The sequence below is a fragment of the Pseudomonas sp. RW3S2 genome, assembly GCF_014268955.1.
GTDB lineage: Bacteria > Pseudomonadota > Gammaproteobacteria > Pseudomonadales > Pseudomonadaceae > Aquipseudomonas > Aquipseudomonas wayambapalatensis.
This window is the reverse complement of the sequence record NZ_JABWRM010000010.1, coordinates 198,888-213,898: the sequence shown is the minus strand read 5'-3', so window position 1 is coordinate 213,898 and position 15,011 is coordinate 198,888. Positions and strand designations below refer to the sequence as shown.

The window sequence follows — 15,011 nt, the reverse complement described above, 5'->3', positions numbered from 1 at the left end:
GGATTTATCCTAAGAATTTGTGAGCCTATTTCTCGCGGCGACTTGGTACAAAACCTGGCGGGCCGAATCGCCGACCATCACCACAACTCCCGACAGCATCAGCACATCCTTGAGCACCAGGCGCCCGGCCCCCGACAGGTAGGGAAACCCGAACCGCGCATCGCCCAGGTTCGCCACCCAGGCCTCGGGCGTGGTCACTAGGAACGACAAGGTCACCACGGGTGTCAGGCAGGTCAGGACCGAGCCCAGCAGCCCCAGCTGGGGTGAGAACAGATACCCCAGCACCAACAGGCCGATGGTGATCTCTACCACACCCAGCCCGGTGGAGAATGCGTACGTATGGTTGGCCGCCTGCCTGGCGCGCTGCAGCATGGACCTTCGCTGCCAGTTCAGCGGGCGCTGGGCGGTCAACCACGAACCGGACGCCCCGGTACCGCGCGCTATCACATCGTGCTGGCCGGCCACTGCCATGTGCGCCTGCCCAACCGGCAGGCCATCGTGAGGAGCACCTCGCCCCTGAACAGCCATGCCTCAGGAAAAATCCGCAGGATGTTGTGCCCAGAATTCGTTTGAGATGAAACGCCACTTTGCCCATGGTGGCGGATCGGATCGCCATTGCCTGAAGGGAGCTTCACGGCAAGACCTCGATTAATGGCATCGCCCCGTGCAGGTAGGTCCTCGAGCGGTTGCCGCTCGAAGGACGTTGCCGGTTCCTTCCAATAATAAGAGACGTCTGGACATGCAAGAAAACGGATTGAAGCAAAGCCTCAAGCAGCGGCATATCACCATGATCGCGCTTGGCGGTGTGATCGGCGCCGGGTTGTTCGTCGGCTCCGGCAGCCTGATCGCCTCGGCCGGCCCGGCCGCGATCCTGTCTTACGTGATCGGCGGCATCATCGTCACTCTGGTGATGTTCATGCTCGGCGAGATGGCCTCGCGCAATCCTGATGCCGGCTCCTTCTCGACCTACGCCAACACCTACCTCGGCAACTGGGCCGGGTTCACCGTGGGCTGGTTGTACTGGCTCAAGTCGATGATGACCATCACCCTCGAAGCGGTGCTGCTGGGCGCGATCCTCAACGATTTCATGCCCTGGCTGCCGATCTGGGTCGGCGCCTTCATCATGCTGGTGACGCTGATCGCCAGCAACGCCTACTCGGTGCGTTCGTTCGCCGAAGTGGAGTACTGGCTGGCGGCACTGAAGGTGGTCACCATCCTTATCTTCATGCTGCTCGGCGCCTCCATCCTGCTGGGCTGGCAGGAGAACATCCCCGCCCCTGGCCTGGTCAATCTCACCGACCATGGCGGCTTCATGCCCAATGGCCTGTCGCCAGTGATGGCTGGTGTGATCGTGGCGATCTTCTCGCTGGGCGGCAGTGAAATCGCCGCTGTGGCAGCCGGCGAATCGGAGAACCCGCGCCGCAACGTGATCCGGGCGATCAAGAGCGTGATCGTGCGCGTCATGCTCTTCTACGTCGGCTCAGTGTCGATTCTCGTCCTGTGCCTGCCCTGGACCGACAAGGCCAACCTCGCATCGCCCTATGTCGCACTGTTCACCCTCGCCGGTTTCAAGGGTGCAGCCGTGGCCATGAAACTGGTGCTGTTCGTGTCGTTCATGTCGGTGATGAACTCGTTCATGTTCTCCAACTCGCGCATGATGTTCTCGCTCAGCCAACGCGGGCACGCCCCAGCGCTGTTCTCCCGGACCAACGCCAAGGGCGTGCCGATCAATGCACTGGCGCTGGCGTTTTGCATTTGCGTGACGATTCTGGCGGTGCACTTCATCAGCGGCGGTGACCTCTTCCTGACCCTGGCCAGGAGCACCGGTGCGTTCATCATCTTCGTCTGGATCTTCATCATTTTCGCCCACGTCGGTATGCGTCTGAAAACTCGGCATGAAGCAGTGGACCCAACGTCATTCAGGGCTTGGGGATTCCCGCTGACCAACGTTATTGCGCTGCTGGCGCTGGTATCGGTGCTGGCAACCCAAGCGATCGATCCGGCGACACGTTTTCAGTTCTGGCTGGTAGCGGTGACCTTGCTGGTGATCGTGGCGGCGTACTTCATGGTACGCAAGCGCCGGGGTGGCGAAGTGCGGGAACTGGCGCGGACCTGATATAAATCGAGCACTTAAATTTCAAATAAAAACATCGGAGGCAATCACCCATGCCTCCGATGTTTTTAAGTTAAAACTCGCGCAAACGTCAAAAGGCGTTACTTCTTCTTACCACTAAGCTCGGACTCCAACAAAAAATTCCAATCCTTCAGGCTTCGGATTGCCAAGTAGAGAAAATATTTTTTCTGCTTGCTCATCAGACAGAGGAAGCTCACCGTCCGACTCAGCCTCAAGAGACTGCCAATTCAAGAGCTTCATAACATCTTTTTCATTCAGAGATGGAATGCGCAAGCGAAACTTTAATGAATTATCAAGACTATCGTCTTTCAAAAAACCTGTCAAAGAAATATACATTATAACGACTCCTCACTTTGGGGTAGTTCGACCAGGGACAGCCGGTTTTGTTTGATTACCAGATACAGAGTCAAACTCTCCTAAATGCTTGCCTTGTTTATTATACAACTCAACTCTTCCGTGCTGACTATCCCACTCATAAATCCTGCCCTTACTATCCATCCAACGGCTTCTGAGTTTACCGCCACCACGAACGCTACTTTTAGCCTTCACCGGTTTTGCATCAGGAAACGCAATCAAATCATCAGGTGCCTGATGATATCCCGGAGTACTGAACATCAAATAGACCGGCTCGATTCCCGAGTCTATCGGGAATGTGATGATCAGGTCATTGGCATCCAGCACTTCACCCGGGTACGGCAGCGCCTCAATCTCAAGCGGCTGTAGCTCTACCCCTGTGTAGATTGGCACAGTCTGTGTCGCCGCGGGTGTAGTGGTTGTTGAGGGCTGTTCGCCGGGCGCGCGACCTGGCGTCCAAGTTAGAGTGACAGGAGGCTGGTCAGGCACCAGGCTTGGTACTGCAATTGTGTAGCGCCCAGTCTGCGGATCCAATGTGGCCGCCCGGACGGGTACGTTCTTTGTTACGTTGATCCCATCGGCAGCGACGACCAAAATGTAAGAGCGACCATCCCCGCGTGTTTCGTTGGCCAATCGATAGGCCAACTCGACTTTACCCTGTGCAGCAGCGATAGCATTGAGATTGGCGCCCGGCGCAATACCAAGATCTCGGACTTCGACTCCCATACCATAGCGAAAACGAGCTGGAGTCTGGTCTTGAGCTTGACTGGCCGTGGAACTGGGGTACACCAAGGCGGCAAGCCCTGCCGCAAAAGGAGCGCCGACCGTAGCAGAAGCGATCCCGCTCAATGCGGTGATCGCACTCGCGATCCCTTGGCGCAGAGCGGCAAGAGTTGCTTCGGCCAAAGGCACTGCGCCTTGTCCGGGTACGCTCAGCACGGCAGCACTGCCTGCAAATCGGTAGGTGTTGGCCGCCTGGACGATTGCATTCTGAGTGAGAGCAGCCACACCCTGTAACTGCGTCTGAGCGTTAGTTCGGGCAGTCTGGATGCCAGCAATCACTTGTTGTCGTTTAGCGCTGTCGGCAAGGGAAGCCTGGTCAACCTGGTTAGTTACGATGGCATAAGTGCTGTTCGCTGTTTGCTGTAGGCTCTGCCGGGCTGCAGCGGCGGCTGCATGTGTTGGGTTCGCCTGAACTTGTGCAATGAGTTCGACCATGCGAGCGTTAACTAGGCTAGCTGCGTTACTACTTGCTTGAATGATCGTATTGCGTTGAGAAGCGATAAGCGTATCGGCGTCAGCCACTAGCTGATTTGCCACGTCCGTGAACGTTGAGGCGAGGAGGTTCGCCTGTGCTTTTACTGATTGACTGATCTGAGCGAGTTCGTTCGCATTGATTTGACTACTGGCCGCTGCAGCAAGGGCATCAATCTGCTGATCACTTTGCTGAACCGACTGTTGGACAGCCTGCGTAGCGGCTTGTCGTTCAGCATGGGTCAGAGTCGATGAGTCGGAAAACTGACTTTCCAGCGTTTGTCTTTGCGTAGCCAGGTGCTGTTGCGCAGGTGCCGTAATGGCTGATAGCTCACTGCTGATTGACTGAATAACGGCTTGTGCTTCTCGTTGTGCAGCTTGAGCGACGGCCAACTGTTGGCGCAACGTCGCCGCCTGAGCATTGAGCAGAGAGATCTGGTCGCCAAGATAGCGGGCCTGATATGTCGCAGCCAGAGACTCCTGCCATCTGGGAATGACATTCACTGCTACGTTGCCACTGATGGCGAGGTCCGTCACAGTCCGGATGAAATCAACACGCCCCTTGCTTGAAAAATCTGCAGAGTAAAAGCTGTTTGCCTTCGTTTGCTGAGTTTGACGTTGGATAGTTTTTTGGTTCGCCGCGCTTTCGCGCAAATTTATTTCTCTAAGCAAAATTTCGACAGAGGTAGAGTCACCTGCGTACGTCCCCCCTCGCGCGGTATCAAGCTCTTTTTGTAGCGTGGATGCTAAAACAGCAACGCTTGCCAGATATTGTTCATTAATGCGTTTTGTTTCTTTCTCATAAACCGAAGTCAGGTAAGCCGACATAGCGCTTCGGAACTGCGCCTGACTTGTAATCGGGCCAAAATTTACTGACGGTAGCCCAGGGATGTTGATGGGAACGCTGAGCTCACCAACAAATTTTGGTCCGAGATAGACTGGCTCACCAATAGGGGGGTCAATTCCAGGGGCTGTAACAGGCGTTGCGGGTAATTCAATAGGTCCTTGTACCATGATGTCGCTCCATAACTCGTGTTCGATGAAATGAGCGGTTCGCCTTCCTGCGCATTCGGGATGTGAGGTGAAGCAAGCCACCAGAGCACTGTATAGATGAACAGTAATTTACGAAATAGGAATCAATTGCAAAATGTGAACTGAACAAGGTCAGCTCCGGCATCACCGCCTCGTGCGTCTTTCGACAGGTGGGCTGCTGGGCCGAGGTCGCGGGTATCGCGATCGAGGGTTGGGGCGTACGCGGGCTGCGGCTTTATCAGAAAAGCCGGATGGAGACCTCGTGGTCAAAGCGCTGGATGTGGCTTACGAACAACGCGAAAAGCGTCAAGGACTACCGACGAGGGATCGCAGCATGGAGGCCGCCAGTTCCGCCAGAGGCTGTGGCTCTAACGCATGCGCCAGAGCATGATCCGCCGAGGCAACTGTGGGGGGAATGCGCCGACGGAGCGATGGGGCGCTTGATGTCCGCACTCCGGCCATGCATCCGTAGGCGAGTTCGCCTCCTATTGATCCATGTTCAGGAGATTGATAGCATCAAATTACTTTGAAAACGCCCTCTCGGTTCGCCGGGAGGGCGTTTTGTTTTGGTTCCGCCAATCACACAGGAACCATAGAATGAAAGCACCCTTTGAAGCTCGCTCCGCATCTGACGCCATCTTGGGATATGTGCCATACGGCAACGGCCCGATTCACGTGCTGGTCATGCATGACTGGCTAGGCGACCACTCCAGCTACGACGCTCTCATGCCCTGGCTTGACGACCAGGCGTTCACCTATATTTTCGTTGATTTGCGTGGCTACGGGCGATCGATTGAATTGTCGGGCGAATTCACGGTAGAGGAAATTGCCACCGACTGCCTCATGCTCGCCGACCATCTCGGTTGGACGAGCTTTCACGTAGTTGGCCACTCAATGACCGGGATGATCACGCAACGCATTGCTGCTGATACGCCATCGCGCGTCACGAGCGCGATCGCGGTGTGTCCCGTTTCTGCCGCTGGCAATCGCTTGAGTCCGGACGCTCTAGCTTTCTTTGCAAGCACGATAGAAGACGACGATGCGCTTCGGCGCTTGTTCAAATTCGTCACTGGAGGTCTTTCCGATGGTTGGGCTAATCGCAAGGTCCGACAAAGTCGCGACACGGTCGCACCTGCTTGCCGGGCGCGATACCTCGAAATGCTGATCACGGCGAACTTCGTCGATGACGTTCGGGGCCTTGAAACACCCTATTTGGTCATCATCGGTGATAAGGATCCCGGACTGGATTCGGAGGCAATGACGCGTACTTTTCTCGCATGGCATCCGAACGCAGAGCTGCACGTGATTCCTAACTGCGGTCATTATCCGATGCAGGAGTGCCCGCCACATTTCGCAAGCATTATCGAGGCGTTCTTGAAACGCAGCGCCATTTGACATGAATGACTGGAGGAAGGCTGCAAGCGGACATATTCGGGTGAGGCCGGATTGTCCGCAATGGGCCCAGGCTTTGTGAAAACGCAGTAATCACATCGAACGGATTACCTGTGGAATCAGCAGGCAGGAGCGTGGATAGACATTGGTAGTGCTATATGGGCCGTGTCAGCGGCCCATATAGCTTCGCAAAACCACCCTCTGCTCAGCGCAACCGCTTACTCCACCGTCACCGACTTGGCCAGGTTACGCGGCTGGTCGACGTCAGTGCCTTTGAGCACGGCCACGTAGTACGAAAGCAGCTGCAGCGGGATGGTGTACAGGATCGGTGCCAAGGCATCGATGATGTGCGGCACCTTGATCACGTGGGTGCCTTCGCCGTTGCCCATGCCCGACTGCTCATCGGCGAACACCACCAGCTCGCCGCCACGCGCGCGGACTTCCTGCAGGTTCGACTTGAGCTTTTCCAGCAGCTCGTTGTTCGGCGCAACAGTGACCACCGGCATGTCGGCATCGACCAGCGCCAGCGGGCCGTGCTTGAGCTCGCCAGCGGGGTACGCCTCGGCGTGGATGTAGGAGATCTCCTTGAGCTTGAGCGCACCTTCCATCGCCACCGGGTACTGGGCGCCACGGCCGAGGAACAGGGTGTGGTGCTTGTCGGCGAACAGTTCGGCGGTCTTCTCGACCACACTGTCCATCGCCAGGGCTTCGCCCAGACGCGTCGGCAGGCGGCGCAGTTCCTCGATCAGCTCGGCTTCGACACCCGCTTCGAGACTACCGCGTACCTGACCCAGGGCGAGGGTCAGCAGCATCAGCGAGACCAGCTGGGTGGTGAAGGCCTTGGTCGAAGCAACGCCGATTTCCGGGCCGGCCAGGGTCAGCAGGGTCAGGTCGGATTCACGCACCAGCGAGCTGATGCCAACGTTGCAGATCGCCAGGCTGCCAAGGAAACCCAGCTCCTTGGCGTTGCGCAGCGCGGCCAGGGTGTCGGCGGTTTCGCCCGACTGGGAGATGGAAACGAACAAGGTGTCCGGCTGCACCACCACCTTGCGATAGCGGAACTCACTGGCGACTTCGACCTGGCACGGAATACCCGCCAGGCTTTCCAGCCAGTAACGGGCGACCATGCCCGCATGATAGCTGGTGCCGCAGGCGACGATCTGTACATTGCGCACCTTGGCGAACAGCTCGGCAGCCTGTGGACCGAACGCCTGGACCATCACGTGATCCTTGCCCAGACGGCCTTCGAGGGTACGCTGCACCACCGACGGCTGCTCGTGGATTTCCTTGAGCATGAAGTGGCGATAGGCGCCCTTGTCGGCCGCCTCGGCGCCTTCGTGGTACTGCACGGTCTCGCGTTGCACCTTGCTGCCGGCCTGGTCCCAGATGCTCACCTGGTCGCGGCGGATTTCGGCGATATCGCCTTCTTCCAGGTACATGAAACGGTCGGTGACCTGGCGCAGGGCCAACTGGTCGGAGGCGAGGAAGTTCTCGCCATGGCCAAGACCGATCACCAACGGGCTGCCGCTGCGCGCGGCCACCAGGCGGTCGGGCTGCTTGACGCTGATCACCGACAAGCCATAGGCACCGTGCAGGCGCTTGACCACCGCCTTGAACGCGTCGGTCAGGTCGGGAATGCTCTTGAGGGTGTGGTGGATCAGGTGAACGATCACCTCGGTGTCGGTCTGCGAGGTGAATACATAGCCCAGGCCCTTGAGCTCTTCACGCAGTTCCTCGTGGTTCTCGATGATGCCGTTGTGCACCACGGCCACTTCCTGGCCGGAGAAATGCGGGTGGGCATTGTGCTCGGTCGGCGCGCCGTGGGTTGCCCAGCGGGTGTGGGCGATGCCCAGGTGACCGTTGAGTGGCTCGGCAGTCACCGCGGCTTCCAGCTCGCTCACCTTGCCGATGCGGCGACGACGATCGAGCTCGCCCTGCTGGGTGATGACGGCCAGGCCCGCGCTGTCGTAACCGCGGTATTCCAGGCGCTTGAGGCCCTCGATGAGGATGGAGGTGATATTGCGCTCGGCGACTGCACCGACGATTCCACACATGGTCATTGCTCCTGGCTGATCGCGGCGCAGATCAGGTTGATGCCGCGGGCTTGAATCTGTTCGCGTGCCGCTGCGGGCAGGCGATCATCTGTAATAAGGGTGGTAACGCTGCTCCAGGGCAGCTCGAGGTTGGGGATCTTGCGTCCGACCTTGTCCGATTCGACCATCACGATCACTTCCCGGGCCACTTCCGCCATCACCCGGCTCAGGCCGAGCAGTTCGTTGAAAGTGGTGGTGCCGCGGTTCAGGTCGATGCCGTCGGCACCGATGAACAACTGGTCGAAATCGTATGAGCGTAGTACCTGCTCGGCGACCTGGCCCTGGAATGACTCGGAATGCGGGTCCCAGGTGCCGCCGGTCATCAGCAGCACCGGTTCGTGCTCGAGCTCACTGATGGCACGGGCCACGTTCAGGGAGTTGGTCATCACGACCAGACCGGGCTGGCGGCCCAGTTCCGGGATCATCGCGGCGGTGGTACTGCCACTGTCGATGATGATGCGTGCGTGCTCACGGATGCGTCCGACAGCGGCTCGGGCGATGGCTTTCTTGTAGCTGGAAACGGGCTGAGCGGCTTCGCCAAGCATCTCCTGCGGGACGGGCACCGCGCCGCCGTAGCGACGCAGCAGCAGGCCGTTGGCTTCCAGTGCGGCGAGATCCTTGCGGATGGTCACTTCCGAAGTTTCGAAACGCTTGGCCAACGCGTCCACACTCACCTCGCCCTGCTCGGCGAGCAAGGCCAGGATATTGTGGCGGCGCTGGGGGGTATTTCGTTTCGACATGAGCTTGTAAGTTTCGGTTCGAAAGATAATGGTTGCAATCAAAACCTAAGATAAAGGATTCGTCAAGCAGCGAATAGACTTACCTGGCAACGCTACTCCCTGTGGGAGCGGGCTTGTCCGGCAATAAAAAAGCCGACTTACTCACATAAGTCGGCTTTCGATCGAAACGTCTGTGGATAACTCAGCTTTTCTTGATCTTCTCTGGCCGTTTCCAGCCATCGATGTTGCGCTGACGCGCGCGGGCTACTGCCAACTGAGCGGCTTCGACCGACTGGTTGATGGTCGAGCCCGCCGCAGTGGTGGCGCCGTCCTTGATTTCCACAGGCGCAACCAGCGAGTTGTTCGAGCCGATGAACACATCTTCGCCTAGGACGGTCTTGAACTTGTTCGCGCCATCGTAGTTGCAGGTGATGGTACCCGCGCCGATATTGGTGCGCGCACCGATCTCGGCGTCGCCCAGATAAGTCAGGTGACCGGCCTTGGCGCCTTCGCCCAGACGGGCGTTCTTCAGCTCGACGAAGTTACCCACATGGGCCTTGGCTTCCAGTACGCTGCCTGGGCGCAGGCGAGCGAACGGGCCGGCATCGCTGCCCTCGCCCATCACCGCACCTTCGATGTGGCTGTTAGCCTTGATCACGGCGCCCTTGCGCAGGGTGCTGTTCTTGATCACGCAGTTCGGGCCGATCTGCACATCGTCTTCGATGACCACCTTGCCTTCGAGAATGACGTTGATGTCGATCAGCACATCGCGCCCCACGATCACCTCGCCACGCACGTCGAAGCGCGCGGGATCACGCAGGGTCACGCCCTGGGCCATCAGTCGGCGTCCTTCGCGCAACTGGTAATGACGCTCGAGCTCGGACAGTTGCAGACGGTCGTTGGCGCCCTGCACTTCCATCGCGTCATGGGGCTGTTCGGTGGCAACCACCAGGCCATCGGCCACGGCCATGGCGATCACGTCGGTGAGGTAGTACTCGCCCTGGGCGTTGTTGTTGGACAGACGCCCCATCCAGTCTGCCAGACGCGCGGCCGGCATCGCGAGGATGCCCGTGTTGCCTTCCTTGATCGCTCGCTGTGCATCACTGGCGTCCTTGTGCTCGACGATGGCCGCAACCTGACCTTGGGCATCACGCACGATGCGGCCGTAACCGGTTGGATCCTGCAGGGTGACGGTCAGCAGGCCGAGTTGCTGTTCATTGACCTTGGCCAGAAGCCGCTCGAGCGTGCCCACCTCGATCAATGGCACGTCGCCATAGAGCACCAGCACGGTATCGGCGGTGATCGCCGGCAGTGCCTGGGCGACGGCATGGCCGGTGCCAAGCTGCTTGTCCTGCATGACGAAATTCAGGTCGTCAGCCGCCAAGCGTTCACGCACCAGCTCTGCACCATGGCCGATGACCACATGGATGCCCTTTGGCTGCAACTGTCGCGCGCTGTGGATAACATGGCCAAGCATGGAATTACCAGCAACCGGGTGCAGCACCTTGGGCAGCGAGGAGCGCATACGGGTGCCTTGGCCTGCGGCGAGAATAACGATATCGAGGGACATTGACTGGCTACCAATCCTGGGTGGTCAGGGATGTGACCGAAAGCGAAAATTCGGAAAAGAAAAAGGGTAGCCGAGGCTACCCTTTAACTCAATCGCAACGCAGGTTACCGGGAGGACCGGATCACTTGCCCTTGCGCAATTGCTGGACAGTACGCAGCTGAGCTGCAGCCTCGGCCAGACGTGCGGCAGCAGCGCCGTAGTCGAAGTCCGAGCCTTTAGTGTTCAGCGCGTTCTCGGCAGCCTTGAGGGCTTCCTGAGCCTGAGCTTCGTCCAGGTCGGCAGCACGTTGCACGGTGTCGGCGAGAACCTTGACCATGTTCGGCTGCACTTCGAGGAAGCCACCGGAGATGTAGAACACCTCTTGAGTGCCACCCTGCTTGGTCAGCGTGATCGGACCCGGCTTGAGATTGGTGATCAGCGGCGCGTGGCCTGGAGCGATACCCAGATCGCCCAGGTTGCCGTGCGCTACTACCATCTCGACCAGGCCGGAGAAGATCTCTCCCTCTGCGCTGACGATGTCGCAATGGACTGTCATAGCCATCTGCTTGCCTCAACCTGATTAGCGCCCCTTGCGGGGCGCCGGGATTACAGTTTCTTGGCTTTCTCGATCGCTTCGTCGATGCTGCCGACCATGTAGAACGCTTGTTCTGGCAGGTGGTCGTAGTCACCTTTGAGGATGCCGCTGAAGCCAGCGATGGTGTCCTTGAGCGGAACGTACTTGCCTGGCGAGCCGGTGAAGACTTCGGCCACGAAGAACGGCTGCGACAGGAAGCGCTGGATCTTACGAGCGCGGGCAACCAGTTGCTTGTCGGCTTCGGACAGTTCGTCCATACCCAGGATCGCGATGATGTCCTTCAGCTCTTTGTAGCGCTGCAGAACATACTGAACGCCACGAGCGGTCTCGTAGTGCTCGGTGCCGATCACGTTCGGGTCCAGCTGGCGCGAAGTCGAATCCAGTGGGTCTACCGCTGGGTAGATACCCAGGGAGGCGATGTCACGGGACAGAACGACGGTGGCGTCCAAGTGGGCGAAGGTGGTCGCTGGCGACGGGTCGGTCAGGTCGTCCGCAGGTACGTATACGGCCTGAACGGAGGTGATCGAACCTTCCTTGGTCGAAGTGATGCGCTCTTGCAGAACGCCCATCTCTTCAGCCAGGGTCGGCTGGTAACCTACTGCCGAAGGCATACGGCCCAGCAGTGCGGATACTTCAGTACCGGCCAGGGTGTAACGATAGATGTTGTCGACGAACAGCAGAACGTCGTTACCTTCGTCACGGAACTTCTCAGCCATGGTCAGGCCGGTCAGCGCAACGCGCAGACGGTTTCCTGGTGGCTCGTTCATCTGACCGTAGACCAGCGCTACCTTGTCGAGAACGTTGGAGTCCTTCATCTCGTGGTAGAAGTCGTTACCCTCACGAGTACGCTCACCCACACCAGCGAACACGGAGTAACCGCTGTGTTCCATGGCGATGTTACGGATCAGTTCCATCATGTTTACGGTCTTGCCGACACCGGCACCACCGAACAGACCAACCTTACCACCCTTGGCGAACGGGCAAACCAGGTCGATAACCTTGATGCCGGTTTCCAGCAGGTCGTTGCCGCCTGCCTGGTCAGCGAAGGAAGGCGCTGGCTGGTGGATACCGCGACGCTCTTCTTCGCCGATCGGGCCGGCTTCGTCGATCGGGTTGCCGAGGACGTCCATGATACGGCCCAGAGTGGCCTTACCAACTGGAACGGAGATGGCCGCGCCGGTATCGACGACGTCCAGACCGCGCTTCAGGCCTTCGGTCGAGCCCATCGCAATGGTACGAACCACGCCGTCGCCCAGCTGCTGCTGAACTTCCAGGGTGGTTTCCGCGCCTTGTACTTTCAGCGCGTTGTAAACACTCGGCACGACGTCACGTGGGAATTCCACGTCGATGACGGCGCCGATGATTTGAACGATACGTCCGCTACTCATAGCTGGATCCTCTGAATTTTTGAACCGTTAAACCGCGGCAGCGCCGCCGACGATTTCCGAGATCTCCTGGGTGATCGCAGCCTGACGCGCCTTGTTGTAGATCAATTGCAGCTCTTTGATCAAATCACCGGCGTTGTCTGTGGCGTTCTTCATGGCGATCATCCGGGCCGCTTGTTCAGCAGCGTTGTTCTCGACCACCGCCTGGTACACCTGCGACTCCACGTAACGCACCATCAAGCCGTCCAGCAGCTCTTTTGCGTCGGGTTCGTACAGGTAATCCCAGTGATGCTTGAGATCCTGATCCGGGGTTGCCACCAACGGTACCAATTGCTCGACCGTCGGTTTTTGGGTCATGGTGTTGATGAACTTGTTCGAAACCACCGAGAGGCGATCGATACGGCCATCGAGGTAGGCGTCCAGCATCACTTTGACGGAGCCGATCAGATCGTTGATCGATGGCTCTTCGCCCAGGTGGCTGATCGCGGCTACGACGTTGCCGCCAAAGATGCGGAAGAAAGTCGCACCCTTGCTGCCGATCACGCACAGGTCGATTTCCACGCCCTGTTCGCGGTTTGCGCTCATGTCCTTGACCAGGGCCTTGAACAGGTTGGTATTCAAGCCACCGCACAGACCACGGTCACTGCTCACCACGATATAACCGGCGCGCTTTACAGGGCGCTCGATCATGAACGGGTGGCGGTATTCCGGGTTGGCGTTGGCCAGATGACCGATCACCTGGCGGATACGCTCCGCGTAAGGACGGCTAGCAGCCATGCGCATTTGTGCCTTGCGCATTTTGCTGACCGCCACTTTCTCCATGGCGCTGGTAATTTTTTGCGTGCTTTTGATGCTCGCAATCTTACTGCGAATCTCTTTTGCGCCTGCCATGTATCACCTATCAGGTTAGCAAGCGGGGGCCGGAGCCCCCGCTGCGGCTTACCAGGTCTGGGTGGCCTTGAACTTCTCGATACCGGCTTTCATGCCAGCGTCGATTTCGTCGTTGAAGTCACCTTTCACGTTGATCTTGGCCAACAGCTCGGCGTGATCACGGTGGAAGTAGGCGATCAGCGCTTGCTCGAAGCTGCCGACCTTGGAGACTTCTACGTCAGTCAGGAAACCACGCTCAGCGGCGTACAGCGACAGAGCCATGTCAGCGATCGACATTGGCGCGTACTGCTTCTGCTTCATCAGCTCGGTAACGCGCTGACCATGCTCCAGCTGCTTGCGGGTAGCCTCGTCCAGATCCGAAGCGAACTGGGCGAATGCAGCCAGTTCACGGTACTGAGCCAGTGCGGTACGGATACCGCCGGACAGCTTCTTGATGATCTTGGTCTGAGCGGCACCACCTACACGGGATACCGAAACACCGGCGTTCACTGCAGGACGGATGCCCGAGTTGAACATGGCCGATTCCAGGAAGATCTGACCGTCGGTGATCGAGATCACGTTGGTCGGAACGAACGCGGAAACGTCGCCAGCCTGGGTTTCGATGATCGGCAGGGCGGTCAGGGAACCGGTCTTGCCAGTCACTGCGCCGTTGGTGAACTTCTCGACATACTCTTCCGAAACGCGCGATGCACGCTCCAGCAGACGGGAGTGGAGATAGAACACGTCGCCTGGGTACGCTTCACGTCCTGGTGGACGGCGCAGCAGCAGGGAGATCTGACGGTAGGCAACAGCCTGCTTGGACAGGTCATCGTAGACGATCAGGGCGTCTTCACCGCGGTCACGGAAGAACTCGCCCATGGTGCAGCCGGCGTATGGCGCCAGGAACTGCAGTGCGGCGGATTCCGAAGCACTGGCAACGACCACGATGGTGTTGGCCAGGGCGCCGGCTTCTTCCAGCTTGCGAACGATGTTGGCAACGGTGGAACGCTTTTGGCCGACAGCAACATAAACACAGAAAATACCGGAGTCTTTCTGGTTGATGATGGCGTCGATGGCCATGGCGGTCTTGCCGATCTGGCGGTCACCGATGATCAGCTCACGCTGGCCACGGCCGACTGGGATCATGGCGTCGACGGACTTGTAGCCAGTCTGTACAGGCTGGTCTACCGACTTACGCCAGATCACGCCTGGAGCCACTTTCTCGACCGCGTCGGTCTGAGTGTTGCCCAGAGGACCTTTACCGTCGATCGGGTTGCCCAGTGCGTCAACGACGCGACCCAGCAGTTCCTTACCAACCGGAACTTCCAGGATGCGGCCGGTGCACTTGGCGCTCATGCCTTCGGCGAGGGTGTCATAGGCACCCAGGATCACTGCACCTACGGAGTCTTGCTCCAGGTTCAGTGCCATGCCGAATACGCTGCCAGGGAACTCGATCATTTCGCCGTACATGACGTCGGCCAGACCGTGGATCCGCACGATACCGTCGGATACCGAAACAACGGTACCTTCGTTACGGGCTTGGGAGCCGACATCGAGTTTCTCGATGCGACCCTTGATGATTTCACTAATTTCGGAAGGATTGAGTTGCTGCATTGCTCTGCTGCCCCTTCAAA

General features: G+C 58.6%; 12 protein-coding genes and 1 pseudogene. 3 read left to right on the top strand and 10 right to left on the bottom strand.

What is annotated here, in order from left to right; all coding sequences use genetic code 11:
* Positions 1 to 9: 9 nt before the first annotated feature.
* A complete protein-coding gene (locus HU748_RS16520; RefSeq protein WP_186721143.1) occupies positions 10 to 528 on the bottom strand; it encodes a DUF417 family protein in 519 nt (172 codons plus the stop codon).
* 211 nt (positions 529 to 739) lie between these two features.
* Here HU748_RS16520 and HU748_RS16515 point away from each other — a divergent pair, with 211 nt between their 5' ends.
* On the top strand, positions 740 to 2,116 hold the full coding sequence (locus HU748_RS16515) for an amino acid permease (RefSeq protein WP_186670169.1): 1,377 nt from the start codon (positions 740 to 742) through the stop codon (positions 2,114 to 2,116).
* Between the two features lie 114 nt (positions 2,117 to 2,230).
* Here the strand turns inward: HU748_RS16515 and HU748_RS16510 are convergent, their stop codons facing one another.
* The gene (locus HU748_RS16510; RefSeq protein ID WP_186721142.1) at positions 2,231 to 2,470 is read right to left on the bottom strand and encodes a pyocin S6 family toxin immunity protein; all 240 of its coding nucleotides are present in this window, start codon (positions 2,468 to 2,470) and stop codon (positions 2,231 to 2,233) included.
* Between the two features lie 12 nt (positions 2,471 to 2,482).
* A complete protein-coding gene (locus HU748_RS26470) occupies positions 2,483 to 4,756 on the bottom strand; it encodes an S-type pyocin domain-containing protein (RefSeq protein WP_238343381.1) in 2,274 nt (757 codons plus the stop codon).
* A 250-nt stretch (positions 4,757 to 5,006) separates the two neighbouring features.
* Between HU748_RS26470 and HU748_RS16500 the strand changes: the two are divergent.
* Both HU748_RS16500 and HU748_RS16495 read left to right on the top strand, forming a co-directional pair.
* A pseudogene (locus HU748_RS16500) lies at positions 5,007 to 5,206 on the top strand (IS3 family transposase); the annotation flags it as partial.
* 165 nt (positions 5,207 to 5,371) lie between these two features.
* Positions 5,372 to 6,169, top strand: coding sequence for an alpha/beta hydrolase (locus tag HU748_RS16495; protein ID WP_202885231.1), 798 nt, complete (start codon positions 5,372 to 5,374; stop codon positions 6,167 to 6,169).
* Between the two features lie 215 nt (positions 6,170 to 6,384).
* Here the strand turns inward: HU748_RS16495 and glmS are convergent, their stop codons facing one another.
* The 7 genes from glmS to atpA form a co-directional block, all read right to left on the bottom strand.
* Complete coding sequence (gene glmS / locus HU748_RS16490) at positions 6,385 to 8,220, bottom strand: glutamine--fructose-6-phosphate transaminase (isomerizing) (protein WP_186721138.1); 1,836 nt, start codon at positions 8,218 to 8,220, stop codon at positions 6,385 to 6,387.
* A gap of 2 nt (positions 8,221 to 8,222) precedes the next feature.
* Positions 8,223 to 8,999: a DeoR family transcriptional regulator gene (locus tag HU748_RS16485; RefSeq protein ID WP_063541896.1), complete on the bottom strand. Its 777-nt coding sequence runs from the start codon at positions 8,997 to 8,999 to the stop codon at positions 8,223 to 8,225.
* Between the two features lie 181 nt (positions 9,000 to 9,180).
* The gene (gene glmU, locus HU748_RS16480) at positions 9,181 to 10,548 is read right to left on the bottom strand and encodes a bifunctional UDP-N-acetylglucosamine diphosphorylase/glucosamine-1-phosphate N-acetyltransferase GlmU (RefSeq protein ID WP_186670173.1); all 1,368 of its coding nucleotides are present in this window, start codon (positions 10,546 to 10,548) and stop codon (positions 9,181 to 9,183) included.
* Positions 10,549 to 10,669: 121 nt separating this feature from the next.
* Complete coding sequence (locus HU748_RS16475) at positions 10,670 to 11,089, bottom strand: F0F1 ATP synthase subunit epsilon (RefSeq protein WP_054893003.1); 420 nt, start codon at positions 11,087 to 11,089, stop codon at positions 10,670 to 10,672.
* A gap of 44 nt (positions 11,090 to 11,133) precedes the next feature.
* Positions 11,134 to 12,510, bottom strand: coding sequence for a F0F1 ATP synthase subunit beta (gene atpD / locus HU748_RS16470; protein ID WP_186670175.1), 1,377 nt, complete (start codon positions 12,508 to 12,510; stop codon positions 11,134 to 11,136).
* Between the two features lie 27 nt (positions 12,511 to 12,537).
* A complete protein-coding gene (gene atpG / locus HU748_RS16465) occupies positions 12,538 to 13,398 on the bottom strand; it encodes a F0F1 ATP synthase subunit gamma (protein WP_003253195.1) in 861 nt (286 codons plus the stop codon).
* 48 nt (positions 13,399 to 13,446) lie between these two features.
* Entirely contained in the window at positions 13,447 to 14,991 is a 1,545-nt protein-coding gene (atpA, locus tag HU748_RS16460; protein WP_054893006.1) for a F0F1 ATP synthase subunit alpha, read from the bottom strand.
* Positions 14,992 to 15,011 lie beyond the last annotated feature (20 nt).